General features: G+C 67.1%; 13 protein-coding genes, 1 tRNA gene and 3 rRNA genes. 14 read left to right on the top strand and 3 right to left on the bottom strand.

What is annotated here, in order from left to right; genetic code table 11:
- The first annotated feature begins 381 nt into the window (after positions 1–381).
- The 4 genes from KHP12_RS17335 (at position 382) to KHP12_RS17320 (ending at position 5,322) form a co-directional block, all read left to right on the top strand.
- Complete coding sequence (locus KHP12_RS17335) at positions 382–2,631, top strand: polyribonucleotide nucleotidyltransferase (RefSeq protein ID WP_086879284.1); 2,250 nt, start codon at positions 382–384, stop codon at positions 2,629–2,631.
- On the top strand, positions 2,628–4,007 hold the full coding sequence (locus KHP12_RS17330) for a M16 family metallopeptidase (protein WP_086879283.1): 1,380 nt from the start codon (positions 2,628–2,630) through the stop codon (positions 4,005–4,007). Before KHP12_RS17335 ends, KHP12_RS17330 begins: the two co-directional genes overlap by 4 nt.
- 90 nt (positions 4,008–4,097) lie before the next feature.
- On the top strand, positions 4,098–4,850 hold the full coding sequence (dapB, locus tag KHP12_RS17325) for a 4-hydroxy-tetrahydrodipicolinate reductase (protein WP_086879282.1): 753 nt from the start codon (positions 4,098–4,100) through the stop codon (positions 4,848–4,850).
- Positions 4,851–4,860: 10 nt separating this feature from the next.
- Positions 4,861–5,322 (top strand): tetratricopeptide repeat protein, encoded by a 462-nt coding sequence (locus tag KHP12_RS17320; protein WP_037960709.1) that lies wholly within the window; start codon positions 4,861–4,863, stop codon positions 5,320–5,322.
- Between the two features lie 93 nt (positions 5,323–5,415).
- On the opposite strand, the gene KHP12_RS17315 is transcribed toward KHP12_RS17320, so the two are convergent.
- A complete protein-coding gene (locus KHP12_RS17315; RefSeq protein ID WP_086879281.1) occupies positions 5,416–5,967 on the bottom strand; it encodes an SCO5741 family PH domain-containing membrane protein in 552 nt (183 codons plus the stop codon).
- A gap of 65 nt (positions 5,968–6,032) precedes the next feature.
- A complete protein-coding gene (locus KHP12_RS17310) occupies positions 6,033–6,275 on the bottom strand; it encodes a hypothetical protein (protein WP_037960714.1) in 243 nt (80 codons plus the stop codon).
- Positions 6,276–6,453: 178 nt separating this feature from the next.
- Here KHP12_RS17310 and thyX point away from each other — a divergent pair, with 178 nt between their 5' ends.
- From thyX to KHP12_RS17270, 8 genes are all read left to right on the top strand, one after another.
- Positions 6,454–7,194, top strand: a complete 741-nt coding sequence (gene thyX, locus KHP12_RS17305) for an FAD-dependent thymidylate synthase (RefSeq protein ID WP_037960716.1) — start codon at positions 6,454–6,456, stop codon at positions 7,192–7,194.
- A gap of 206 nt (positions 7,195–7,400) precedes the next feature.
- Entirely contained in the window at positions 7,401–8,300 is a 900-nt protein-coding gene (gene dapA, locus KHP12_RS17300) for a 4-hydroxy-tetrahydrodipicolinate synthase (RefSeq protein ID WP_037960719.1), read from the top strand.
- Positions 8,301–8,424: 124 nt separating this feature from the next.
- Entirely contained in the window at positions 8,425–10,110 is a 1,686-nt protein-coding gene (locus tag KHP12_RS17295) for a ribonuclease J (protein WP_037960721.1), read from the top strand.
- 510 nt (positions 10,111–10,620) lie between these two features.
- Positions 10,621–12,147, top strand: a 16S ribosomal RNA gene (locus KHP12_RS17290).
- Positions 12,148–12,425: 278 nt separating this feature from the next.
- A 23S ribosomal RNA gene (locus tag KHP12_RS17285) occupies positions 12,426–15,549 on the top strand.
- 91 nt (positions 15,550–15,640) lie between these two features.
- Positions 15,641–15,757: ribosomal RNA gene (gene rrf / locus KHP12_RS17280) — 5S ribosomal RNA — on the top strand.
- Together the 16S, 23S and 5S rRNA genes form the textbook arrangement of a ribosomal RNA operon.
- A gap of 105 nt (positions 15,758–15,862) precedes the next feature.
- On the top strand, positions 15,863–16,561 hold the full coding sequence (locus tag KHP12_RS17275) for a DegT/DnrJ/EryC1/StrS family aminotransferase (RefSeq protein WP_086883558.1): 699 nt from the start codon (positions 15,863–15,865) through the stop codon (positions 16,559–16,561).
- A 60-nt stretch (positions 16,562–16,621) separates the two neighbouring features.
- A tRNA-Thr gene (locus KHP12_RS17270) sits at positions 16,622–16,694 on the top strand.
- Positions 16,695–16,777: 83 nt separating this feature from the next.
- On the opposite strand, the gene KHP12_RS17265 is transcribed toward KHP12_RS17270, so the two are convergent.
- Positions 16,778–19,411 carry a SpoIIE family protein phosphatase gene (locus KHP12_RS17265; protein WP_086883559.1) on the bottom strand — a complete coding sequence of 878 codons (2,634 nt, stop codon included), beginning with the start codon at positions 19,409–19,411 and terminating at the stop codon, positions 16,778–16,780.
- A 250-nt stretch (positions 19,412–19,661) separates the two neighbouring features.
- On the opposite strand from KHP12_RS17265, the gene KHP12_RS17260 reads away from it, so the two are divergent.
- Together KHP12_RS17260 and KHP12_RS17255 are read left to right on the top strand one after the other, a co-directional pair.
- Complete coding sequence (locus KHP12_RS17260) at positions 19,662–25,220, top strand: HAMP domain-containing protein (protein ID WP_086883560.1); 5,559 nt, start codon at positions 19,662–19,664, stop codon at positions 25,218–25,220.
- Positions 25,221–25,494: 274 nt separating this feature from the next.
- On the top strand, positions 25,495–26,172 hold the full coding sequence (locus KHP12_RS17255) for a response regulator (protein WP_020868040.1): 678 nt from the start codon (positions 25,495–25,497) through the stop codon (positions 26,170–26,172).
- Positions 26,173–26,266: the final 94 nt, after the last annotated feature.

Genomic DNA, 26,266 nt, shown 5'->3' with positions numbered 1-26,266 from the left:
CGCGACGGGGGCCGCTCCCTTTGCCATACGCGGCGCCGTACGGTTTCAGCCAAAGGTGAGCCAATGGCGGCCCGTACGGTCTTCGCGCCGGTGCGTAGCGCCATCGCTACGTACCGTAGGGGCCGGACAGCACAGCCGTCGTGATGACGGCCGAAGCTTTGTAGTCTGGTCCCAACAACGCCATAACGAACGAGGAGGAGCGCCTCATTCCCGCCGCACCGGCGCCACAGGAGCCGGTCCTCGGTAGTGGCTCCCGGAACTGGCAATTCCGGTGGCTTCGATCGAAGACCGGCCCGGCTGCCGGCCAGTAAGGCCCGGGGCGCTGCTCCACCACCGTCCACCGTCACACGGACGAGGGACGCAGAAGAGGAGATTTTCCTGGTGGAGAACGAGACCCACTACGCCGAAGCGGTTATCGACAACGGCACCTTCGGCACCCGCACCATCCGTTTTGAGACGGGCCGCCTGGCCCGTCAGGCCGCCGGTTCGGCCGTGGCCTACCTGGACGACGACACCATGGTGCTGTCGGCCACCACCGTTTCCAAGAACCCCAAGGACCAGCTCGACTTCTTCCCGCTCACGGTCGATGTCGAGGAGCGGATGTACGCGGCGGGGCGCATCCCCGGCTCGTTCTTCCGCCGTGAGGGCCGCCCCTCCGAGGACGCGATCCTCACCTGCCGTCTGATCGACCGCCCGCTGCGCCCGTCCTTCAAGAAGGGCCTGCGCAACGAGATCCAGGTTGTCGAGACGATCATGGCGCTCAACCCCGACCACCTCTACGACGTGGTCGCGATCAACGCCGCCTCCTGCTCCACCCAGCTCGCCGGGCTGCCCTTCTCCGGGCCCATCGGTGGCACCCGCGTCGCCCTGATCAAGGGCCAGTGGGTGGCCTTCCCGACCCACTCCGAGCTGGAGGAGGCCGTCTTCGACATGGTCGTCGCCGGCCGGGTGCTCGAGGACGGCGATGTCGCGATCATGATGGTCGAGGCGGAGGCCACCGACAAGACCATCCAGCTGGTCAAGGACGGCGCCGAGGCTCCCACCGAGGAGATCGTCGCCGCCGGCCTGGAGGCGTCGAAGCCCTTCATCAAGGTCCTGTGCAAGGCGCAGGCCGACCTCGCCGCCAAGGCCGCCAAGCCGACCGCCGAGTTCCCGATCTTCCTCGACTACCAGGACGACGTCCTGGAGGCGCTCACCGCCGCCGTCCGCGACGAGCTGGCCCAGGCGCTGACCATCGCGGGCAAGCAGGAGCGCGAGACGGAGCTGGACCGCGTCAAGGGCGTGGCCGCCGAGAAGCTGCTGCCGCAGTTCGAGGGGCGCGAGAAGGAGATCTCCGCGGCGTACCGCGCGCTGACCAAGGCCTTGGTGCGCGAGCGCGTCATCAAGGAGAAGAAGCGCATCGACGGCCGCGGCGTCACGGACATCCGTACGCTCGCCGCCGAGGTCGAGGCGATTCCGCGGGTCCACGGCTCGGCGCTGTTCGAGCGCGGCGAGACCCAGATCCTGGGCGTCACCACGCTGAACATGCTCCGCATGGAGCAGCAGCTGGACACGCTCGCGCCCGAGACCCGCAAGCGCTACATGCACAACTACAACTTCCCGCCGTACTCCACCGGTGAGACCGGCCGTGTCGGCTCCCCCAAGCGCCGCGAGATCGGCCACGGCGCCCTGGCCGAGCGGGCGCTGCTGCCGGTGCTGCCGACGCGCGAGGAGTTCCCGTACGCCATCCGCCAGGTCTCCGAGGCGCTCGGCTCCAACGGCTCGACCTCCATGGGGTCGGTCTGCGCCTCCACGATGTCGCTGCTCAACGCCGGTGTGCCGCTGAAGGCCCCGGTCGCGGGCATCGCCATGGGCCTGATCTCCCAGGAGATCGACGGCGAGACCCACTACGTCACCCTCACCGACATCCTCGGTGCGGAGGACGCGTTCGGCGACATGGACTTCAAGGTCGCCGGCACCAAGCAGTTCGTCACCGCGCTCCAGCTGGACACCAAGCTGGACGGCATTCCGGCGTCCGTGCTGGCCGCGGCCCTCAAGCAGGCCCGTGACGCCCGGCTGCACATCCTCGATGTGATGAACGAGGCCATCGACGTCCCGGACGAGATGTCCCCCAACGCGCCGCGGATCATCACCGTGAAGATCCCGGTCGACAAGATCGGTGAGGTCATCGGCCCCAAGGGCAAGATGATCAACCAGATCCAGGAGGACACCGGCGCCGACATCACCATCGAGGACGACGGCACCATCTACATCGGTGCCGCCGACGGCCCGGCCGCCGAGGCCGCCCGCGCGACCATCAACGGCATCGCCAACCCGACCATGCCGGAGGTCGGCGAGCGCTACCTGGGCACGGTCGTGAAGACCACCACCTTCGGTGCGTTCGTCTCCCTGCTCCCGGGCAAGGACGGCCTGCTGCACATCTCGCAGATCCGCAAGCTCGCCGGTGGCAAGCGCGTGGAGAACGTCGAGGACGTGCTGAAGGTCGGCGCCAAGGTCCAGGTCGAGATCGCCGAGATCGACCAGCGCGGCAAGCTCTCCCTCATCCCGGTCGTCGAGGACGAGGAGGGCGCGGACGCGGACGAGTCCCAGGCCGAGGCCAAGCCCCAGACGAAGGACGAAGCCGCCAAGTGACGTCCCGCGACGACGGCACGACGGCCCGCACCTCCTCGGAGGCGCGGGCCGTCGCCCGTACCCAAACGCTTCTCGAGGGCGAGAACGGCATCGGCACGGTCCGCAGGACGACCCTCCCCGGGGGCCTGCGCGTCGTCACCGAGACCCTCCCCTCCGTGCGCTCGGCCACCTTCGGCATCTGGGCGCACGTCGGCTCGCGCGACGAGACCCGTACGCTCGGCGGAGCCACCCACTATCTGGAGCATCTGCTCTTCAAAGGCACCCGGCGGCGCTCCGCGCTGGACATCTCCGCGGCCATCGACGCGGTCGGCGGCGAGATGAACGCGTTCACCGCCAAGGAGTACACCTGCTACTACGCGCGGGTGCTCGACACCGATCTGCCGCTGGCCATCGACGTCGTCTGCGACATGCTGACCGGCTCGGTGATCAACGCGGCGGACGTGGACGCGGAGCGCGGTGTCGTCCTCGAAGAGATCGCGATGACCGAGGACGACCCGGGCGACTGTGTGCACGACCTGTTCGCCCACACCATGCTCGGCGACACCCCGCTCGGCCGCCCGGTCCTGGGCACCGTCGACACCGTCAACGCCCTGGGCCGCGACCAGATCGCCCGCTTCTACCGGAAGCACTACGACCCCACGCACCTGGTCGTCGCCGCCGCGGGCAATGTGGACCACGACGACGTCGTACGCCAGGTGCACGCCGCGTTCGACAGGGCGGGCGCCCTGTCCCGCACCGACGCGGCCCCGGTCGCCCCGCGCGCCGGCACCCGTGCGATCCGTACGGCGGGCAAGGTCGAGCTGCTGAACCGCAAGACCGAGCAGGCCCATGTCGTCCTCGGCATGCCCGGTATCCCGCGCACCGACGACCGCCGCTGGGCGCTCGGGGTGCTCAACACGGCGCTCGGCGGCGGGATGAGCTCCCGGCTCTTCCAGGAGGTCCGGGAGAAGCGCGGGCTCGCCTACAGCGTCTACTCCTACACCTCCAGCTTCGCCGACTGCGGGCTCTTCGGCGTCTACGCCGGCTGCCGCCCGAACCAGGTGCACGACGTCCTCAAGATCTGCCGCGACGAGCTCGTCCAGGTCGCGGAGAACGGCCTGAGCGACGAGGAACTGCGCCGCGCCGTCGGCCAGCTCTCCGGCTCCACCGTGCTGGGCCTGGAGGACACCGGTGCGCTGATGAACCGGATCGGCAAGAGCGAGCTGTGCTGGGGCGAGCAGATGTCGGTGGACGACATGCTCGAGCGGATCGCGGAGGTCACCCCGGACGAGGTGCGCGAGGTGGCGCGCGATGTACTGGGACAGCGTCCTTCGCTGTCCGTCATCGGCCCGCTGAAGGACAAGCAGGCGGCGCGTCTCGACGAGGCGGTCGCCTAGTCCGTCAGTCGGTTCAGTCCGTCAGTGGGCTTAGTCCGTACGTCGGTTTAGTCCGTGCCAGAGCCTCCCGGATCGAAGGAAACAGGATCGATGAGCAAGCTGCGTGTGGCCGTCCTCGGCGCCAGGGGACGGATCGGCTCCGAGGCCGTACGAGCGGTGGAGGCCGCCGAGGACCTGGAGCTGGTCGCCGCGCTGGGGCGGGGCGACCAGCTCCAGGCCCTGGTCGAGGCGGGCGCCGAAGTGGTGGTCGAGCTGACCGAACCGGCCTCGGTGATGGACAACCTCGAGTTCTGCGTCCGCCATGGCATCCACGGCGTCGTCGGCACCACCGGCTGGACGGAGGAGCGCCTGGCACGGCTGCGCGGCTGGCTCGACGCCTCGCCGACCACCGGCGTGCTCATCGCCCCGAACTTCTCCATCGGCGCCGTGCTGACCATGCGGTTCGCCCGCCAGGCCGCCCGGTTCTTCGAGTCGGTCGAGGTCATCGAGCTGCACCACCCCAACAAGGTGGACGCCCCTTCCGGCACGGCCGCGCGCACCGCACAGCTGATCGCCGAGGCCCGGCGGGAGGCCGGCTGCGCCCCGCAGCCGGACGCCACCGCCACGGCGCTCGACGGGGCGCGGGGCGCGGACGTGGACGGGGTGCCGGTGCACTCGGTGCGACTGCGCGGGCTCCTGGCCCATCAGGAGGTCCTGCTGGGCGGCGAGGGCGAGACGCTCACCATCCGCCATGACTCCACCCACCACAGCAGCTTCATGCCCGGCATCCTGCTCGGCGTCCGCCGCGTGGTGGCCACCCCCGGCCTGACCTTCGGCCTGGAACACTTCCTCGATCTGGACTGAGGGCACAGCGGTGCGCGCAAAGATCACGTATTTCGTTCTCGCGGCCGTCCTGGTCGTCTACTTCGTGCTGGTCGGCGACCGCGGGGTGCTGCTGATCCGGGAGGGCACCCCGGTCACCGTCGTCTTCGGTGTGGCGGTGCTGGTGATGCCCCTCATCGGCGGCTGGTTCCTGTGGCAGACCACGCAGTTCGCGCGGAGCGCGGACCGGCTGGCCCGGGAGCTGGAGGCGGAGGGCGGGCTCCCGGTCGACGAGCTGGTGCGGACGCCCGGCGGGCGGATCGACCGGGACTCGGCGGACGCCGTCTTCGCCAAGCGCAGGGCCGAGACCGAGCAGTCGCCGGACGACTGGCGGTCCTGGTTCCGGCTCGCCGTGGCGTACCACGACGCCCGGGACACCGCGCGTGCCCGTAAGGCGATGCAGCGCGCCATCGCCCTGCACGACGGCAAGCCGGTGCGGGCGGCCGGGGGCTGACCCGGCGCGCCGCCCGCGGTGGTACGGATATCGGTAAGGGGGCTCGGCGGCGCCCCTCCGCTGCCGTAAGACTGAGCGGTGCTGCCGTACGGCTCAGCGGTGGGCGGCGGACCAGCCCTCGATCGCGTCGGCGGCCTTCTCGAAGCTCTCCGCCTGGCCCAGGAAGTCGGCGTCATGGCTGGTGATCAGGGTGTCAGGCGCTCCGCCGCGCACGGACTGGAGCAGCAGCGCCTGCCCCTGGACGGTGCGCGGCAGGCCCAGCCAGCGGACCGGCTGCTGGGCCGTGCGTATCGCGGCGATGTCCTGCCAGCGCACGGTGATGCTGCGCAGGAGGCCGATCCGGCGCAGCCCCTGGGCGCTGACCACGACACCGCTGCGCACCAGCCTTACGGCTGTCACGATCATCAGCGCCGCGACGCCGGCGCAGACGCCTGCCGCGGGCAGCGATCCCGCCATCGCGATGATCATGGCGGAGAACAGGACGTACGAGGCGAGCAGCAGCAGAAGAGCGGCGCCCCCGACCCTCCAGGGCCCCGGCCGGTAGGGACGGCGCCAGCGGTCCGGGTCCTCGTAGCCGAGCGGATCCGCTCCGGCCGCCGCGTCGTCGTCTCGGGCGCGGTCGGCGGTCAGGAAGGGCAGGGGCACGGGAGTTCCTCACTCACACACATGTCCGGATGGGCCTGTGCTGGGTGAGGCTATCCCAGGGCCGGTCAGCGTCCGTCGGACGCCTCTGACTGCTGGATCTGGTGGGTGGGGTGCGACTGGCTGTCGAGGGCGGGCATCCCGAACATCAACGAGCCGATGAACCCCGCGACGATCGTGAGCCCGATCAGGGTCCGGCCGGCGATCTGGGACGGTGTGGCGCGGGGGCGGGGTGGTGGGGTGACATTGCTGCGGAAACGGTCGGCTTCGGCGACGAAGGCGAACGGCACGGGCTCTCGCCGGCGGAACATCTGCGGGCTCTCCTTGGAACCTCGAACGTGAGTACTTCAATGTGTAGGACGTGTGAATGGGTGATTGGGTGCCCGGATCCGACGACTTCAGTCAAAAATTTCTGCGGAGCGGGACTGTCGGTGGTGGCCCGTAAGCTGGGCGCCGCCCTGAGCGACGCACCATGGAAGGACCCGCCCGGTGACCGAGACCCCCGCCGAGATCGAGAAGGCCAGTTTCCGCAGCGATGTGACCGTCGAGCTGGTCAAGCACAGCGCTGCCGACTCCGATGTGTTGTGGGCCGCGCGGGTGTCCACCGCGGGCGAGCAGTCCCTCGAGGAGATCACCAAGGACCCGGAGCGCTCCAAGGGGCTGATCAACTTCCTGATGCGGGACCGCCACGGCAGCCCGTTCGAGCACAACTCGATGACCTTCTTCATCAGCGCCCCGATCTTCGTCTTCCGCGAGTTCATGCGGCACCGCGTGGGCTGGTCGTACAACGAGGAGTCCGGTCGCTACCGCCGTCTGGAGCCGGTGTTCTACGTCCCGGGGGAGGCCCGCAAGCTGGTCCAGGAGGGCCGCCCGGGGAAGTACGAGTTCGTCGAGGGCACCCCGGCGCAGCACGAGCTGACCGGCCGGGTCATGGAGGACGCGTACCGCCACGCCTACGAGGCGTACCAGGAGATGCTGGCCGCCGGAGTGGCCCGGGAGGTGGCCAGGGCCGTGCTCCCGGTCGGCCTGTTCTCCTCGATGTACGCCACCTGCAACGCCCGCTCGCTGATGCACTTTCTGGGGCTGCGCACCCAGCACGAGCAGGCCGCCGTGCCGTCGTTCCCGCAGCGGGAGATCGAGATGGTGGGGGAGCGGATGGAGGCGCACTGGGCGGGGCTGATGCCGCTCACCCACGCCGCCTTCAACGCCAACGGCCGAGTGGCTCCGTAGCCGGCCCCGTGGCCGGGGGCCCGGGCCCCGTACGGATCACCGGGCGAAGTGTCCGTATTGCGACGTTTCGAGAAGTTCATCTAGGCTGAACAAACGGGCCCGGCACTGCTTGAACCCCCGAGCAGGCAGTGCCGGGTCCCATCTCTTCGCTCCGTCCGCAGCCCCGAGCGAGCGCCGTGGGGCGCGCTACGAGTAGCGTGGAGCCCATGGCACCGACATCCACATCGCAGACCCCTTTCGGGCGGGTGCTGACCGCCATGGTCACGCCATTCACCACTGACGGCGCGCTCGACCTCGACGGCGCCCAGCGACTCGCTGTTCATCTGGTGGAAGCCGGCAATGACGGACTGATCGTCAACGGCACCACCGGCGAGTCCCCCACCACCAGCGATGCGGAGAAAGCCCAGCTCGTACGCGCCGTGGTGGAGGCGGTCGGCGACCGCGCCCACGTCGTGGCCGGAGCGGGCACCAATGACACCCGGCACAGTGTGGAGCTCGCCCGCGCCGCCGAGCAGGCCGGTGCCCACGGGCTGCTGGCCGTCACGCCGTACTACAGCAAGCCGCCGCAGGAGGGCCTCCTCCGGCACTTCACCGCCATCGCCGACGCCACCGGCCTGCCGGTCATGCTCTACGACATCCCGGGCCGCAGCGGTGTCCCGATCGGCACCGAGACCATGGTCCGGCTCGCCGAGCACCCGCGCATCGTCGCCAACAAGGACGCCAAGGGCGACCTCGGACGCGCCAGCTGGGCCATCGCCCGCTCCCGCCTCGCCTGGTACTCCGGCGACGACATGCTGAACCTGCCGCTGCTGTCGGTCGGCGCGGTCGGCTTCGTCTCCGTGGTCGGCCACCTGGTCAGCCCCGAGCTGCGGGCCATGCTCGAGGCGCATCTCGCGGGTGACGTCGCGAAGGCAACGGAGATCCACCAGAAGCTGCTGCCGGTCTTCACCGGCATGTTCCGCACCCAGGGTGTGATCACGACCAAGGCCGCGCTCGCCCTCCAGGGCCAGCCCGCGGGGCCGCTGCGCCTGCCGTTGGTCGAGCTGACCGCCGAGGAAACCGAACAGCTCAAGCGCGATCTCGCCGCCGGCGGGGTACAGCTCTAAGCAAAGAGGCGATTTCTCGCACCTTCATACTTCACAACTGCATACAGACACATCAGCAAGTGCACGAATGTCACGCGCGCCATGTGCCCAGGGGGCATGTGGCGCGCGTGGTGAGGAGAGTCTTTTGAGTCATCCGCATCCTGAGCTCGGCCCTCCGCCGAAGCTCCCCGAGGGCGGTCTGCGCGTCACTCCGCTCGGCGGCCTCGGTGAGATCGGCCGGAACATGACGGTCTTCGAGTACGGCGGCCGGCTGCTGATCGTCGACTGCGGGGTGCTCTTCCCCGAGGAGGAGCAGCCCGGAGTCGACCTGATCCTGCCGGACTTCACATCCATCCGGGACCGTCTCGACGACATCGACGGCATCGTCCTCACCCACGGCCATGAGGACCACATCGGCGGCGTCCCCTTCCTGCTCCGCGAGAAGCCCGACATCCCGCTGATCGGCTCCAAGCTGACCCTCGCCCTGATCGAGGCGAAGCTCCAGGAGCACCGGATCCGTCCGTACACCCTCGAGGTCGAAGAGGGGCACCGCGAGCGGATCGGCCCCTTCGAGTGCGAGTTCATCGCGGTCAACCACTCCATCCCGGACGCCCTGGCGGTCGCCATCCGCACCCCGGCCGGCATGGCCGTGCACACCGGCGACTTCAAGATGGACCAGCTGCCGCTCGACGGCCGGCTCACGGATCTGCCCGCGTTCGCCAAGCTCGGCGAGGAGGGCATCGATCTGCTGCTGGTGGACTCCACCAACGCCGAGGTCCCCGGGTTCGTACCGCCCGAGCGCGACATCTCCGGTGTGCTGCGCCAGGTCTTCGGCAATGCGCAGAAGCGCATCATCGTCGCCAGCTTCGCCAGCCATGTGCACCGCATCCAGCAGATCCTCGACGCGGCGCATGAGTACGGACGCAAGGTCGCCTTCGTCGGCCGCTCGATGGTCCGCAACATGGGCATCGCCCGTGACCTCGGCTATCTGCGGGTGCCGACCGGTCTCGTGGTGGATGTGAAGACCCTCGACGACCTTCGGGACGACGAGGTGGTGCTGGTCTGCACGGGCTCCCAGGGCGAGCCGATGGCCGCGCTGTCCCGGATGGCCAACCGCGACCACCAGATCCGGATCGTCGAGGGCGACACCGTGATCCTGGCCTCCTCGCTGATCCCCGGCAATGAGAACGCGGTCTACCGGGTCATCAACGGACTGACGCGATGGGGCGCCACGGTCGTCCACAAGGGCAACGCCAAGGTCCATGTCTCCGGCCATGCCTCGGCCGGTGAGCTGCTGTACTTCTACAACATCTGCAAGCCCAAGAACCTGATGCCGGTGCACGGCGAATGGCGCCATCTGCGCGCCAACGCCGAGTTGGGAGCGTTGACCGGGGTTCCGAAGAACCGTTGCGTCATCGCCGAGGACGGTGTCGTGGTGGACCTGGTCGACGGCATCGCCAAGATCGTCGGCAAGGTACAGGCGGGATACGTGTACGTGGACGGCCTCTCGGTCGGCGATGTCACGGAGACCTCGCTCAAGGACCGCCGCATCCTCGGCGACGAGGGCATCATCTCGATCTTCGTGGTCGTCGACAGCACGACCGGCAAGATCGTGGGTGGTCCGCATATCCAGGCGAGGGGCTCCGGTATCGAGGACTCCGCCTTCTCCGCGGTCATCCCGAAGATCGAGGATGCCCTGGTCAAGTCGGCCTCCGACGGGGTCGTGGATCCGCACCAGCTCCAGCAGCTGGCGCGCCGAGCGGTCGGTAAGTGGGTCTCCGACAGCTACCGCCGCCGGCCGATGATCCTTCCCGTGGTCGTCGAGGTCTGACGTCACCTCTGACACTCCCTCAGCACCACACCGGCGCTGAACACCCGGCGGGGCTCCTCGATTTGCATCGAGGAGCCCCGCTCCAGTACGTTTACGGCTCCGCCAGAGGGGAACCCGGAGCACTCAACGGTCTTCGGAGAGGCCCACCGGCGGGGGTGGAAATCGACTCGGAGAAATTCTGATAAAGTCGACGAAGCCGAAAGGCAAGGCCCTCCAAGCGGCCACCGGAAACGGAATTCGGATCGGAAACGACCGGAAATCGGATCTGGTAAGGTTGGAAACACCGAAGGGAAGCGCCCGGAGAAACCGGTGAAACGGTTTCGAAGGAAGCGTCCGTTCCTTGAGAACTCAACAGCGTGCCAAAAGTCAACGCCAGATATGTTGATACCCCGTCCACTCGTGGACGAGGTTCCTTTGAAGAAAAAACACAGCGAGGACGCTGTGAACCACTGGATTATTCCTCTGGTGGTTCCGCTCTCGTGCAGTGTTTGCCGGGATAGCCCGGAAGCATTCACGGAGAGTTTGATCCTGGCTCAGGACGAACGCTGGCGGCGTGCTTAACACATGCAAGTCGAACGATGAACCGGTTTCGGCCGGGGATTAGTGGCGAACGGGTGAGTAACACGTGGGCAATCTGCCCTGCACTCTGGGACAAGCCCTGGAAACGGGGTCTAATACCGGATACGACGCGTTCCTGCATGGGATACGCGTGGAAAGCTCCGGCGGTGCAGGATGAGCCCGCGGCCTATCAGCTTGTTGGTGGGGTGATGGCCTACCAAGGCGACGACGGGTAGCCGGCCTGAGAGGGCGACCGGCCACACTGGGACTGAGACACGGCCCAGACTCCTACGGGAGGCAGCAGTGGGGAATATTGCACAATGGGCGAAAGCCTGATGCAGCGACGCCGCGTGAGGGATGACGGCCTTCGGGTTGTAAACCTCTTTCAGCAGGGAAGAAGCGAAAGTGACGGTACCTGCAGAAGAAGCGCCGGCTAACTACGTGCCAGCAGCCGCGGTAATACGTAGGGCGCAAGCGTTGTCCGGAATTATTGGGCGTAAAGAGCTCGTAGGCGGCTTGTCGCGTCGGATGTGAAAGCCCGGGGCTTAACCCCGGGTCTGCATTCGATACGGGCAGGCTAGAGTTCGGTAGGGGAGATCGGAATTCCTGGTGTAGCGGTGAAATGCGCAGATATCAGGAGGAACACCGGTGGCGAAGGCGGATCTCTGGGCCGATACTGACGCTGAGGAGCGAAAGCGTGGGGAGCGAACAGGATTAGATACCCTGGTAGTCCACGCCGTAAACGTTGGGAACTAGGTGTGGGCGACATTCCACGTTGTCCGTGCCGCAGCTAACGCATTAAGTTCCCCGCCTGGGGAGTACGGCCGCAAGGCTAAAACTCAAAGGAATTGACGGGGGCCCGCACAAGCGGCGGAGCATGTGGCTTAATTCGACGCAACGCGAAGAACCTTACCAAGGCTTGACATACACCGGAAAACCCTGGAGACAGGGTCCCCCTTGTGGTCGGTGTACAGGTGGTGCATGGCTGTCGTCAGCTCGTGTCGTGAGATGTTGGGTTAAGTCCCGCAACGAGCGCAACCCTTGTTCTGTGTTGCCAGCATGCCTTTCGGGGTGATGGGGACTCACAGGAGACTGCCGGGGTCAACTCGGAGGAAGGTGGGGACGACGTCAAGTCATCATGCCCCTTATGTCTTGGGCTGCACACGTGCTACAATGGCCGGTACAATGAGCTGCGAAGCCGTGAGGTGGAGCGAATCTCAAAAAGCCGGTCTCAGTTCGGATTGGGGTCTGCAACTCGACCCCATGAAGTCGGAGTCGCTAGTAATCGCAGATCAGCATTGCTGCGGTGAATACGTTCCCGGGCCTTGTACACACCGCCCGTCACGTCACGAAAGTCGGTAACACCCGAAGCCGGTGGCCCAACCCTTGTGGAGGGAGCCGTCGAAGGTGGGACTGGCGATTGGGACGAAGTCGTAACAAGGTAGCCGTACCGGAAGGTGCGGCTGGATCACCTCCTTTCTAAGGAGCACATAGCCGACTGCAAGCAAGTGTCTTGCACGGTTGCTCATGGGTGGAACGTTGACTACTCGGCATTGTTTCGGATGCTTCCTCTGTTAGTACTGCTTCGGCGTGGAACACAGAGCAAGCAGGCGGATGGTGTCGGGCACGCTGTTGGGTGTCTGAAGGCACGGGCTTGAGCCTGTCCCTTCGACCGGTCCCGGTGTACCACGCTATGGGTGTGGGTGACGGGGTACGGGTCGTTGTTTGAGAACTGCACAGTGGACGCGAGCATCTGTGGCCAAGTTTTTAAGGGCGCACGGTGGATGCCTTGGCACCAGGAACCGATGAAGGACGTGGGAGGCCGCGATAGGCCCCGGGGAGCTGTCAACCGAGCTTTGATCCGGGGGTGTCCGAATGGGGAAACCCGGCAGTCGTCATGGGCTGTCACCCATACCTGAACACATAGGGTATGTGGAGGGAACGCGGGGAAGTGAAACATCTCAGTACCCGCAGGAAGAGAAAACAACCGTGATTCCGGGAGTAGTGGCGAGCGAAACTGGATGAGGCTAAACCGTATGTGTGTGATACCCGGCAGGGGTTGCGCATGCGGGGTTGTGGGAGTGTGCTGGATCGGTCTGCCGGCCGGTCGGAGAGTCAGAAACCGTATGGTTAGGCGAAGGGCATGCGAAAGGCCCGGCGTAGAGGGTAAGACCCCCGTAGCTGAAATCTGTACGGCTCTCTTGTGTATTTCCCAAGTAGCACGGGGCCCGAGAAATCCCGTGTGAATCTGGCGGGACCACCCGCTAAGCCTAAATATTCCCTGGTGACCGATAGCGGATAGTACCGTGAGGGAATGGTGAAAAGTACCGCGGGAGCGGAGTGAAATAGTACCTGAAACCGTGTGCCTACAAGCCGTGGGAGCGTCGCCGTGTTCTTCGGAGCACGGTCGTGACTGCGTGCCTTTTGAAGAATGAGCCTGCGAGTTTGCGGTGTGTTGCGAGGTTAACCCGTGTGGGGAAGCCGTAGCGAAAGCGAGTCCGAATAGGGCGATAGAGTAGCGCGCTCAAGACCCGAAGCGGAGTGATCTAGCCATGGGCAGGTTGAAGCGGAGGTAAGACTTCGTGGAGGACCGAACCCACCAGGGTTGAAAACCTGGGGGATGACCTGTGGTTAGGGGTGAAAGGCCAATCAAACTCCGTGATAGCTGGTTCTCCCCGAAATGCATTTAGGTGCAGCGTCGTGTGTTTCTTGCCGGAGGTAGAGCACTGGATAGGCGATGGGCCCTACCGGGTTACTGACCTTAGCCAAACTCCGAATGCCGGTAAGTGAGAGCGCGGCAGTGAGACTGTGGGGGATAAGCTCCATGGTCGAGAGGGAAACAGCCCAGAGCATCGACTAAGGCCCCTAAGCGTACGCTAAGTGGGAAAGGATGTGGAGTCGCAGAGACAACCAGGAGGTTGGCTTAGAAGCAGCCATCCTTGAAAGAGTGCGTAATAGCTCACTGGTCAAGTGATTCCGCGCCGACAATGTAGCGGGGCTCAAGCGTACCGCCGAAGTCGTGTCATTGCAGCATATACCTCTAACGGGGGCTGTGATGGGTAGGGGAGCGTCGTGTGCCGGGTGAAGCAGCCGTGTAAGCGAGTTGTGGATGGTTCACGAGTGAGAATGCAGGCATGAGTAGCGATACACACGTGAGAAACGTGTGCGCCGATTGACTAAGGGTTCCTGGGTCAAGCTGATCTGCCCAGGGTAAGTCGGGACCTAAGGCGAGGCCGACAGGCGTAGTCGATGGACAACCGGTTGATATTCCGGTACCCGCTTTGAAACGCCCAGTATCGAATCCTCTGATGCTAAGGCCGTGAAGCCGCCCTGATCTCTTCGGAGTTGAGGGGAGTGGTGGAGCCGCCGGTCCAAGGTGGTAGTAGGTAAGTGATGGGGTGACGCAGGAAGGTAGTCCAGCCCGGGCGGTGGTTGTCCCGGGGTAAGGGTGTAGCCCGAGGGGTAGGTAAATCCGTCCCTCATTTAAGGGTGAGACCTGATGCCGAGCCGATTGTGGTGAAGTGGATGATCCTATGCTGTCGAGAAAAGCCTCTAGCGAGTTTCATGGCGGCCCGTACCCTAAACCGACTCAGGTGGTCAGGTAGAGAATACCGAGGCGTTCGGGTGAACTATGGTTAAGGAACTCGGCAAAATGCCCCCGTAACTTCGGGAGAAGGGGGGCCATTGCTGGTGATCACCCTTGCGGTGTGAGCTGGTGGTGGCCGCAGAGACCAGCGAGAAGCGACTGTTTACTAAAAACACAGGTCCGTGCGAAGCCGTAAGGCGATGTATACGGACTGACGCCTGCCCGGTGCTGGAACGTTAAGGGGACCGGTTAGTGGGATTTCGATCCCGCGAAGCTGAGAACTTAAGCGCCAGTAAACGGCGGTGGTAACTATAACCATCCTAAGGTAGCGAAATTCCTTGTCGGGTAAGTTCCGACCTGCACGAATGGCGTAACGACTTCTCGACTGTCTCAACCATAGGCCCGGTGAAATTGCATTACGAGTAAAGATGCTCGTTTCGCGCAGCAGGACGGAAAGACCCCGGGACCTTTACTACAGCTTGATATTGGTGTTCGGTTCGGCTTGTGTAGGATAGGTGGGAGACTGTGAACTCTGGACGCCAGTTCAGGGGGAGTCGTTGTTGAAATACCACTCTGGTCGTGCTGGATGTCTAACCTGGGTCCGTGATCCGGATCAGGGACAGTGTCTGGTGGGTAGTTTAACTGGGGCGGTTGCCTCCTAAAGGGTAACGGAGGCGCCCAAAGGTTCCCTCAGCCTGGTTGGCAATCAGGTGTTGAGTGTAAGTGCACAAGGGAGCTTGACTGTGAGACCGACGGGTCGAGCAGGGACGAAAGTCGGGACTAGTGATCCGGCGGTGGCTTGTGGAAGCGCCGTCGCTCAACGGATAAAAGGTACCCCGGGGATAACAGGCTGATCTTCCCCAAGAGTCCATATCGACGGGATGGTTTGGCACCTCGATGTCGGCTCGTCGCATCCTGGGGCTGGAGTCGGTCCCAAGGGTTGGGCTGTTCGCCCATTAAAGCGGTACGCGAGCTGGGTTTAGAACGTCGTGAGACAGTTCGGTCCCTATCCGCTGTGCGCGTAGGAGTCTTGAGAAGGGCTGTCCCTAGTACGAGAGGACCGGGACGGACGAACCTCTGGTGTGCCAGTTGTTCTGCCAAGGGCATGGCTGGTTGGCTACGTTCGGGAGGGATAACCGCTGAAAGCATCTAAGCGGGAAGCCTGCTTCGAGATGAGGGCTCCCACCCACTTGATGGGTTAAGGCTCCCAGTAGACGACTGGGTTGATAGGCCAGATATGGAAGCCGGGTGACCGGTGGAGTTGACTGGTACTAATAGGCCGAGGGCTTGTCCTCAGGTGCTCGCGTCCACTGTGTTGGTTCTGAAGCAATGAACCGTCCGACCGCCCCCTTTGTGTGGGCTGGGTCCGGTTCAACTTCATAGTGTTTCGGTGGTTATAGCGTTAGGGAAACGCCCGGTTACATTCCGAACCCGGAAGCTAAGCCTTTCAGCGCCGATGGTACTGCAGGGGGGACCCTGTGGGAGAGTAGGACGCCGCCGGACAAATCTTGCAGAGAGCCCTGTCGGGACTTCGGTCACCGGCAGGGCTCTTCTCATGTTGTGTTGCGAGCCACTCGGTGTTCATGTTGTCTGGGCACGATGCCGCTCATGGGGACTCCTACGGATGAGCTGCTGCATGAGTTGACCCGGGCGCGTGTGCGACCGGGCGACGAGGTCATCGTGCCGTCCTACGGCACTCCCGAGGCCGCGGAAGCGGTGCTGCTGGCCGGCGCCAGGCCGGTGTTCGTGGACATCGACGCCCATACCTACTGCATAGACCCGGCCGCGGTGGCCGAGGCGCTGACGCCCAGGACCGCGGCCATCGTGGCCATTCACACCTTCGGACATCCCGCCGACATGGCGGCCCTCACCGAGCTCGGCCAGCGGCACGGCGTGCTGGTGATCGGATACGGGGCTGCCTGCGAGCCCGCCGGGGAGATACTGCGGCGGCAGGCCAACGCGGCTTATCTGGACGGAAAGCTGCGTGGCGTCCTCACGCCGCCTGTCGCGCCCGGTGTGGAACACACCTACCAGCAATACGTCGTCCGGGTCCCCGGCAATGGCCGGCCGGACCGGGACGCCTTCGCCCGTACGCTGCGTTCTCGCGGCGTCGTATGCCATGTGCCCGTACAGACTCCCGCGCACCGCACCGCGCGCTTCCGGCGCGATCTGTGGCTCGCGGAGACCGAGCGCGCGGCCGATGAGTGCCTGGCGCTGCCCGTCGATCCGACCATGTCGCGGCGGGAGTTGCAGCGTGTGGTCTCGGCCTGCAACGCGCTGGGCGGGCTGCTTCAGTCAGCCGCCTGAGCCACGGGGCGGGTGGTCGGGAGCGCACCCGAGTTCGGGTATGATCGATCTCGTCGACGCGCCCCAATAGCTCAGTCGGCAGAGCGTCTCCATGGTAAGGAGAAGGTCTACGGTTCGATTCCGTATTGGGGCTCTCCTGCGAAGGCCCCCGCCACTTGGCGGGGGCCTTCGTCATGTTCGGGCAGCGCCGGGCGGGCCCCGGCCCGCCCGGCCGCCTCAGGCGTCGGCGGGCTCGGGCTCGGGGACGCGCATCGCCAGGATCGCCATGTCGTCGGACGGCGGCTCCGCCGCGAAGCGTTCGACCGCCCGCAGCACCCGGGCGGCCACCGCGCCCGCCGTAAGGCCGGTGCAGGTCGTGAGGACGTCGATAAGGCCGTCGTCGCCGAGCATCCTGGTGCCCTCGCGCCGCTCCGTCACGCCGTCGGTGACGCACAGCAGCACATCGCCCGGGTCGAGCGTCACCGTCTGCTCGTACAGCTCGAGGTCCTCCATGACGCCGAGCAGCGGCTGGGGCTCGGCCGCCGCCTCCACGCTGCCGTCCTGGCGCAGCCGGAGCGGCAGCGGATGTCCGGCGCAGACGACCTTCAGCACCGCGCTGCCGTCGTGCTGCGGCCACAACTCGCCGTAGAGGAGGGTCAGGAAGCGGCTGCGGGCGCCCTCGTCGAGGATCGCCGCGTTGAGCCGCTCCAGGACCGCCGGGCCGCCGAAGCCCTCGCGGGCGAGCAGCCGCAGGGCGTGCCGGGCGAGTCCGGTGACCGCGGCGGCCTCGGGTCCGGTGCCGCAGACGTCGCCGATGGCGAAGCCGTACGCCCCGTCGCGGATCGGGAAGAGGTCGTAGAAGTCGCCGCCGACCTCGTTGCCCTCGCCTGCCGCGCGGTAGATGACCTCGACCTCCACTCCGGGGACCTCGGGCTGCTCGGGCGGCAGCAGACTGCGCTGGAGGGACTGGCTGATCGCCGTGCGCTCCGAGTAGAGCCGAGCGTTGTCCAGCGCGAGCGCGGCCCGGCGGGACAGGTCCTCGGCCAGCTCCAGGTTCTCCTGGCGGAAGTGCTCGTCGGTGGGCTTGCCGAGGATGAGCATGCCGATGACCCGGTTGCGGGCCACCAGGGGCAGCACGACCGTCTCCCCGCCGACCGCGGAGGCGGTCGCGAGCGAGGCGCCGGGGCCGGAGGAGGGGCGGGCGGAGTCGCCGAGGCTCAGGCTGCGCAGCGAGGTGCGCAGGGCGGCGGCGTGGGCCGCGTCGTAGGGGCCGGACCAGCTGCGGGCGCCGCCGGTGGGGACCTGCTCCGGTGGGTCGATCTTCATCAGCAGGGCCTTGAGCCCGTCGATGCGGTCCTCGTCCTCATGCAGAACGTACGACAGCTCGGGCTCGGACGCCTGGTCGGCGACCGTATAGACGGCGCACCAACTGGCCAGCGTGGGCACCGTCATCTGCGCCATGAGCGCCAGTGTCTGGTCGCGGTCCAGCGTGCCCGCGAGGAGGTCGGACGCCTCGACGAGGAAGGACAGGGAGCCGCGGCGCAGCCGCTCCAGCTCGGTGAGGCGGGCGCGCTCGACGGCGAGGGCGATGCGGTCGGCGGCGAATTGCAGCCGCAGGGCCTCTTCGTTGCTGTAGCGGGCGGGGGACTCGGCGGCGACGCCGAGCGAGCCGGTGAGCCGGCCCTCGACCTTCAGCGGGACGGTGACCACGGAGCGCATCCCCGTGTTCACCAGCAGGGGAACGGCGCCGGGCACCGCGGACAGGTCCTCGTGGACGGCGGGCATCCGGGCCGAGCCATAGCGCCCGGTGCCGGCTTCGACGGGGACGCGGGCGAAGCGCTGGCGGGCGGAGGGCAGCCCGGTGGAGGCGCGGACCTCCAGCTCGGTCTCGTCGTCGGTGGCGAGCAGGAGGTAGGCGGCGTCGCCGTCGAGCATGTCGCGGGCCCGCTCGACGGTGCGCTGGAGCAGTCCGTCGAGGTCGTCGGGGGCCGGGGAGCCGATGAAGACCTCGAAGGCGTCGGCGGCCGGGCCCCGCTCGGCGGTTTCGGCGGTGTCCACGTTCGCACCGCGCATCGGGCTCTGGAGCACGGCGCGCTCGCGGTCGCGCACCAGCAGACAGACGGTGGACGGCTCGCCCTCGGCGTCGCGGATGCGCAGGTGGGAGGCGTAGACGGGGGAGACCCGGCCGTCGGCGCCGCGGATGCCGTAGGAGCCCTCCCAGCGGGAGAGCAGGAGCGCCTCGGCGACGCCGGTGCCGGTGCCGGGGGTGTGCGGCCAGGCCGCGAGGTCGGTCAGCGGCTTGCCGATGATCTGCTCCGGTTGGTAACCGAACAGCTCCTGAGCGTCGTCGTTCCAGGCGCTGATCAGTCCGCCGCTGTCGACCTGGACGACGCCGACCCGGACCCGGGAGTCGGCGATGGGCAGGGCGCTGGAGGGCAGGGCGGGCCCGGCGGCCCGGGTGCCGGCCGGGCGGTCGGGGAAGTCGAGCTGGAACCATACCTGCTTGTGGGTCGCGGTGTACTCGACGCCCCAGCGGGCGGCGAGCGCGGCGCACAGCAGCAGACCGCGGCCGCCCTCGCGGTCGGGGTGCCCGAAGTGGTGGCCGCCGTTGCTCTGGAGCGGGACCTCGCGCTCGGGGTAGCGGTCGGCGACCTCGACGCGCACGCCGGTGTCGGCGCGGATGCAGACCACATCGGCGGTGGTACCGGCGTGCACCACCGCGTTGGTGACAAGTTCGCTGGTCAGGACGACGGCGTCGTCCACGATGTCGGTGAGGCCCCACCCCTGGAGGGTGTCCCGGACAAAGGTGCGGGCGGCGGCGACCGAGCGTCCCACCGGCTCGAAGGTGGCGGCTGCCCGCGCGGTGATCACAGGTCTCCTCATAAGTGTCTCGGCGAACTGCTCACCCATGTCGCAGCGCCCCTCCGATGCCCTGGCCGGTTGCCAGGTTACTTACCACCGATGCCGTCGCGAATGCCGGTCGGTCTCGATTCCACCCAGAGGTGCCCTCGGCGGTGTGGGATGCTGCCGAACTGTTATGGCCTGGTTGGGGCATGGTGAAACACTGGGGAAGCTGGAAGAAGAACCCGACGAGGACGGTCAACCCTGCGGGAGGGACACGGTGGAGTCTGGCGCAGCGGCGCGGGGCACGAATACGCGCGCGAAAGGCGGACGGTCCCGGAGCAATGGGACGACTGAAGTGGAGACGGCGGCCCTGAACCGGCTGCTGACCGCGATGACGGCCATGCGGGACGGGAACTTCCGCAAGCGGCTCACGGTCTCGGGCGAGGGCGTGATGTCCGAGATCGCCGCGGTCTTCAACGAGGTGGCGGACCGCAACCTACAGCTCACGGGCGAGCTGACCCGGGTGCGACGGGTGGTCGGCCGTGAGGGCAAGCTCACCGAGCGGCTGGAGACCGGCGCCTGTGAGGGGCAGTGGGCCGCGGCCATTGACGCGTCCAACGCCCTGGTGGACGATCTCGTACGGCCGGTGTCCGAGGTGGGCCGGGTGCTGTCGGCGGTCGCCGAGGGCGACCTGGAGCAGCGCATGGACCTGCGGGCCCAGGGCTCCGACGGGTCGGCGCATCCCCTGCGGGGTGAGTTCCTGAAGGTCGGCCGCACGGTCAACGGCCTGGTGGATCAGCTCTCGGCGTTCACCGACGAGGTGACTCGGGTCGCGAGCGAGGTCGGCACCGAGGGCAAGCTGGGCGGTCAGGCCCGGGTGCGCGGAATGTCGGGTTCGTGGAAGGATCTCACGGAGTCCGTCAATACGATGGCCTCCCGGCTCACCGCTCAGGTGCGTGACATTGCTCTCGTCACCACGGCGGTGGCCAAGGGTGATCTGTCCCGGAAGGTCACGGTTCATGTGTCCGGGGAGATGCTCGAGCTGAAGGAAACCGTCAACACGATGGTGGACCAGCTCTCCTCCTTCGCCTCCGAGGTGACCAGGGTCGCCCGTGAGGTGGGCACCGAGGGTGAGCTCGGCGGTCAGGCGAAGGTGCCGGGCGTCGCGGGCGTCTGGAAGGACCTCACCGACTCCGTCAACCTCATGGCCGGGAACCTGACCGCGCAGGTGCGCGGGATCGCCCAGGTCACCACGGCGGTCGCCAACGGTGATCTGTCGCAGAAGGTGACGGTGAGCGCACGTGGCGAGGTCGCGCAGCTGGCCGACACGATCAACACCATGACCGAGACGCTGCGCACCTTCGCTGACGAGGTCACGCGGGTGGCCAGCGAGGTCGGCGCCGAGGGGCTGCTGGGCGGTCAGGCGCAGGTGCCGGGTGCGGCGGGGACGTGGAAGGATCTCACCGATTCGGTGAACACCGCGTTCCGGAACCTCACCGCGCAGGTGCGGGACATCGCCCAGGTGACGACGGCGGTGGCGAACGGTGATCTGTCGCAGAAGGTCACGGTCGATGTGGCCGGAGAGATGCTGGAGCTGAAGAACACCGTCAACACGATGGTGGACCAGTTGCAGTCGTTCGGCGCCGAGGTGACGCGGGTCGCCCGGGAGATCGGCGTCGAGGGCGAGCTGGGCGGTCAGGCGCAGGTGCCGGGTGCGGCGGGGACGTGGAAGGATCTCACCGATTCGGTGAACACCGCGTTCCGGAACCTCACCGGACAGGTGCGCAACATCGCCCAGGTGACCACCGCGGTGGCGAACGGCGATCTGTCGCAGAAGGTCACCGTCGACGTCTCCGGCGAGATGCTCAAGCTGAAGAACACCGTGAACACCATGGTGGACCAGCTGTCCTCGTTCGCCGACCAGGTCACCAGGATGGCGCGGGACGTGGGCACCGAGGGCCGGCTGGGCGGTCAGGCCCGGGTGGACGGGGTCAGCGGCGTCTGGGCGGACCTGACCGACTCCGTGAACTCCATGGCCGGAAACCTGACGGCGCAGGTGCGCGGTATCGCCCAGGTGACGACCGCGGTCGCGCGCGGCGATCTGTCGCAGAAGATCGAGGTCGACGCGCGCGGCGAGATCCTGGAGCTGAAGAACACCATCAACACGATGGTCGACCAGCTCTCCGACTTCGCCGAGCAGGTGACCAGGGTCGCCCGCGAGGTGGGTACGGACGGCCGGCTGGGCGGTCAGGCGCAGGTGCCCGGTGTGGCGGGCGTCTGGCGCGATCTGACCGACTCGGTGAACGGCATGGCGGGCAACCTGACCGCCCAGGTGCGCAATATCGCGCAGGTGGCCACGGCGGTCGCGCGCGGTGACCTGTCCCAGAAGATCGACGTCGATGCGCGCGGCGAGATCCTGGAGCTGAAGAACACTCTGAACACGATGGTCGACCAGCTGTCGTCCTTCGCGGAGGAGGTCACCAGGGTCGCCCGCGAGGTGGGCACCGAGGGCCAGTTGGGCGGCCAGGCCGAGGTGCAGGGCGTCTCCGGGACGTGGAAGGACCTCACCCAGTCCGTCAACAGCATGGCCAACAACCTGACGTCCCAGGTGCGTTCGATCGCGGAGGTGACGACGGCGGTCGCCAAGGGCGATCTGTCGAAGAAGATCACCGTCGATGCCAAGGGCGAGATCCTCGAGCTGGTCACCACGGTGAACACCATGGTGGACCAGCTGTCGTCGTTCGCCGAGCAGGTCACCCGGGTGGCCCGTGAGGTGGGCACCGAGGGGCAGTTGGGCGGTCAGGCGCGGGTTCCGGGCGTGACCGGTATCTGGAAGGACCTGAGCAACAACGTCAACCTGATGGCCAACAACCTGACCATCCAGGTGCGGAACATCTCGCAGGTCTCGGCCGCGGTCGCCAACGGCGATCTGACGAAGAAGGTGACGGTCGAGGCGCGCGGTGAGGTCGCGGCGCTGGCCGACACCGTCAACACGATGGTGACGACGCTGTCGTCGTTCGCCGACGAGGTCACCCGCGTGGCCCGTGAGGTGGGCACGGACGGCATCCTGGGCGGCCAGGCCCGGGTGCCCGGCGTCTCGGGGACGTGGAAGGACCTCACCGAGTCCGTGAACTCGATGGCGTCCAACCTGACCGGCCAGGTGCGCAACATCGCGATGGTCACCACGGCCATCGCCCAGGGTGATCTGACCAAGAAGATCGACATCGAGGCGCGCGGCGAGATCCTCGAGCTGAAGACGACCATCAACACGATGGTGGACCAGCTCTCGTCGTTCGCCGACCAGGTGACCCGGGTGGCCCGTGAGGTGGGCACCGAGGGCCAGCTGGGCGGCCAGGCGCGGGTGCGGGACGTGGCCGGCACCTGGAAGGACCTGACCGAGTCGGTGAACGAGATGGCCGGGAACCTGACCCGTCAGGTGCGCGCCATCGCCGAGGTGGCCACCGCGGTGACCCGTGGCGATCTCAACCTCAAGATCGACGTGGACGCCTCAGGCGAGATCCAGGTCCTCCAGGACCACATCAACACCATGATCGCCAACCTGCGCGAGACCACCCTCGCCAACAAGGAGCAGGACTGGCTCAAGGGCAACCTGGCCCGGATCTCCGGTCTGATGCAGGGCCGCCGCGACCTGGAGGACGTCGCCCGGCTGATCATGAGCGAGCTGACCCCGGTGGTCTCCGCCCAGCACGGTGCGTTCTTCCTGGCCGTACCGCCCGGCGAGGGCACCGATGTGGTCGCGGACAGCACCTCCGACGACGGCTACGAGCTGCTGCTGGTCGGTTCCTACGGCTACACCCAGGGCTCGATGCCCAACCGCTTCAAGCCCGGTGAGACGCTGATCGGCACGGTCGCCGAGGAGAAGCGCCCGATCCTGGTGGAGAACGTGCCACCGGGCTATCTCAAGATCGCCTCGGGGCTCGGTGAGGCGGCTCCGGCCCATGTGATCGTGTTGCCGGTGCTCTTCGAGGGGCAGCTGCTGGGTGTGATCGAGCTGGCGTCGTTCCAGCCGTTCGCCCAGATCCAGAAGGACTTCCTCAACCAGATCGCCGAGATGATCGGCACCAGCGTCAACACCATCAGCGTCAACACCAAGACCGAGGTGCTGCTGAAGCAGTCGCAGGAGCTGACCGAGCAGCTGCGCGAGCGGTCGGCCGAGCTGGAGAACCGGCAGAAGGCCCTCCAGGCGTCCAACGCGGAGCTGGAGGAGAAGTCCGACCGGCTGGCCCGCCAGAACCGCGACATCGAGGTCAAGAACACCGAGATCGAGGAAGCCCGGCAGGTGCTCGAGGAGCGCGCCGAGCAGCTCGCGGTCTCGATGCGCTACAAGAGCGAGTTCCTGGCGAACATGTCGCACGAGCTGCGCACGCCGCTCAACTCGCTGCTGATCCTGGCCAAGTTGCTCGCCGACAACGCCGACGGCAACCTCTCGCCGAAGCAGGTGGAGTTCGCCGAGACCATCCACGGCGCGGGCTCGGACCTGCTCCAGCTGATCAACGACATCCTGGACCTGTCGAAGGTCGAGGCGGGCAAGATGGACGTCAGCCCGACCCGTATCGCCCTGGTGCAGCTCGTCGACTATGTGGAGGCCACCTTCCGGCCGCTGACCGCGGAGAAGGGCCTGGACTTCTCCGTAAGGGTGTCGCCGGAGCTCCCGGCGACGCTGCACACCGACGAGCAGCGGCTGCTCCAGGTGCTGCGCAATCTGCTGTCCAACGCGGTGAAGTTCACCGACAGCGGCGCCGTGGAGCTGGTCATCCGGCCGGCGGGCGCGGATGTGCCGCACGGCATCCGGGAGCAGCTGCTGGAGCACGGTGCGCTGCGCGACGCGGACGCCGACATGATCGCGTTCTCGGTGACCGACACCGGTATCGGCATCGCGGCGAGCAAGATGCGGGTGATCTTCGAGGCGTTCAAGCAGGCCGACGGAACCACCAGCCGTAAGTACGGCGGCACCGGACTGGGTCTGTCCATCAGCCGGGAGATCGCCCGGCTGCTGGGCGGCGAGATCCACGCGGCCAGCGAGCCGGGCCGCGGCTCGACGTTCACGCTCTACCTGCCGCTGCACCCCAGCGAGCTGCCGCCCCACGGGTACCCGCAGCTCGCCCCGAGCAGCTCGGCCCCGCTGGCGCTCGAGGCGTTCCCCGGCGCCGTGGAGCAGACCACGGAGAACGGTGCCGCGGCGGACCGGGAGGAGGCCGCACAGGACGCCTCCGAGGGCTCCCAGGCGGCGCGCGGCCGTGGCGGCTCCGGGCTCTTCTGGCGGCGTCAGCGCGCCGAGCAGGAGGCGCCGCGGACCGACGTGGAGCAGGCCCCGCCGCAGCCGGAGACGGAGTCGGGCACCCCGTCGGCGGGCCGCCGCCAGGGACGGCAGGCGCAGGCCCCCGAGCCGTGGCTGCTGGGCGGCCAGGATCTGGTGGCCCCGGAGCCGGCGGGCGGCTTCCACGGCGAAAAGGTGTTGATCGTCGACGACGACATCCGTAATGTCTTCGCGCTGACCAGCGTGCTGGAGCAGCACGGGCTCCAGGTGCTGTACGCGGAGAACGGCCGGGAGGGCATCGAGGTCCTGGAGCAGCACGACGATGTCGTACTGGTCCTGATGGACATCATGATGCCGGAGATGGACGGATACGCCACGACGGCCGCGATCCGCAGGATGCCGCAGTTCGCCGGGCTGCCGATCATCGCCCTCACCGCGAAGGCGATGAAGGGCGACCGGGAGAAGAGCATCGAAGCGGGCGCGTCGGACTACGTCACCAAGCCGGTCGACACCGATCATCTCCTTACGGTGATGGAGCAGTGGATGTCGGTTGAGTGACCCGAGGCACGCGCGGGACAACCGTGGTGTTGACTGAGTGTCGCCGAACACGTGTGGGAACGCGGTATTCGGGGAACCTTCTGGTCTCCCACCGCGTTTCTGCTACGTGCACAGTGACATCGCGGTGACAGGGTGTGGCGAACAGCGGGGTGCGGCTACCATGACCGGCACAAGGACGGGCGGCGCAAGGGAGCCGTCCCCTGGGGCGGCGCCCGGTGCTTTCCCCAGCTCTGCGAGCTGGGGAGACCCCAAGCCGGGACGAGGAGGACGGGGCATGGTGCAGAAGGCCAAGATCCTCCTGGTCGATGACCGGCCGGAGAATCTGCTGGCGCTGGAGGCCATTCTCTCCGCGCTCGATCAGACCCTGGTGCGGGCATCGTCAGGGGAGGAAGCGCTCAAGGCGCTGCTGACGGACGACTTCGCGGTGATTCTGCTGGACGTCCAGATGCCGGGCATGGACGGATTCGAGACCGCGGCGCACATCAAGCGGCGGGAGCGGACCCGCGACATCCCGATCATTTTCCTCACGGCGATCAACCACGGCCCGCACCACACCTTCCGGGGCTACGCGGCCGGCGCGGTGGACTACATCTCCAAACCCTTCGACCCGTGGGTGCTCAGAGCCAAGGTCTCGGTCTTCGTGGATCTCTACATGAAGAACTGCCAGCTGCGGGAGCAGGCGTCGCTGCTGCGGCTCCAGTTGGAGGGCGGCCAGCCCGCCGCCGGGGAGGCCAAGGAGTCGGCGGGGCTGCTCGCCGAGCTGTCCGCGCGGCTCGCCGCCGTCGAGGAGCAGGCCGAGGCGCTGTCCAAGCAGCTGGACGAGTCGGCCGACGCCGCCGCCGTGGCCACCGCGGCCCATCTGGAGCGCAAGCTGACCGGTCTGCGGCGGGCGCTGGACGCGCTGGAGCCGGGCGCGGGCAGCGGCGCCGGCCAGGTCCCCTCGCAGAACTGATCCGCCCGCCCCGCCGTCACCGTCGGTCGGTCATCGCCGACCGGTCACCTGCACTTTGACGCGCCGTCACGGCCGTCTCACCGCCCCGTCGGCG

This window comes from Streptomyces asiaticus (assembly GCF_018138715.1).
Classification (GTDB): Bacteria; Actinomycetota; Actinomycetes; order Streptomycetales; family Streptomycetaceae; genus Streptomyces; species Streptomyces asiaticus.
This window is presented reverse-complemented; position numbering and strand designations above follow the sequence as displayed.

Bases quoted from the DNA above. Each gene is read 5' to 3' on its own strand.
- dapB (WP_086879282.1), top strand. From the start codon at position 4,098: ATGAGCAAGCTGCGTGTGGCCGTCCTCGGCGCCAGGGGACGGATCGGC.
- KHP12_RS17310 (WP_037960714.1), bottom strand. From the start codon at position 6,275: ATGTTCCGCCGGCGAGAGCCCGTGCCGTTCGCCTTCGTCGCCGAAGCC.
- dapA (WP_037960719.1), top strand. From the start codon at position 7,401: ATGGCACCGACATCCACATCGCAGACCCCTTTCGGGCGGGTGCTGACC.
- KHP12_RS17275 (WP_086883558.1), top strand. From the start codon at position 15,863: ATGGGGACTCCTACGGATGAGCTGCTGCATGAGTTGACCCGGGCGCGT.
- KHP12_RS17255 (WP_020868040.1), top strand. From the start codon at position 25,495: ATGGTGCAGAAGGCCAAGATCCTCCTGGTCGATGACCGGCCGGAGAAT.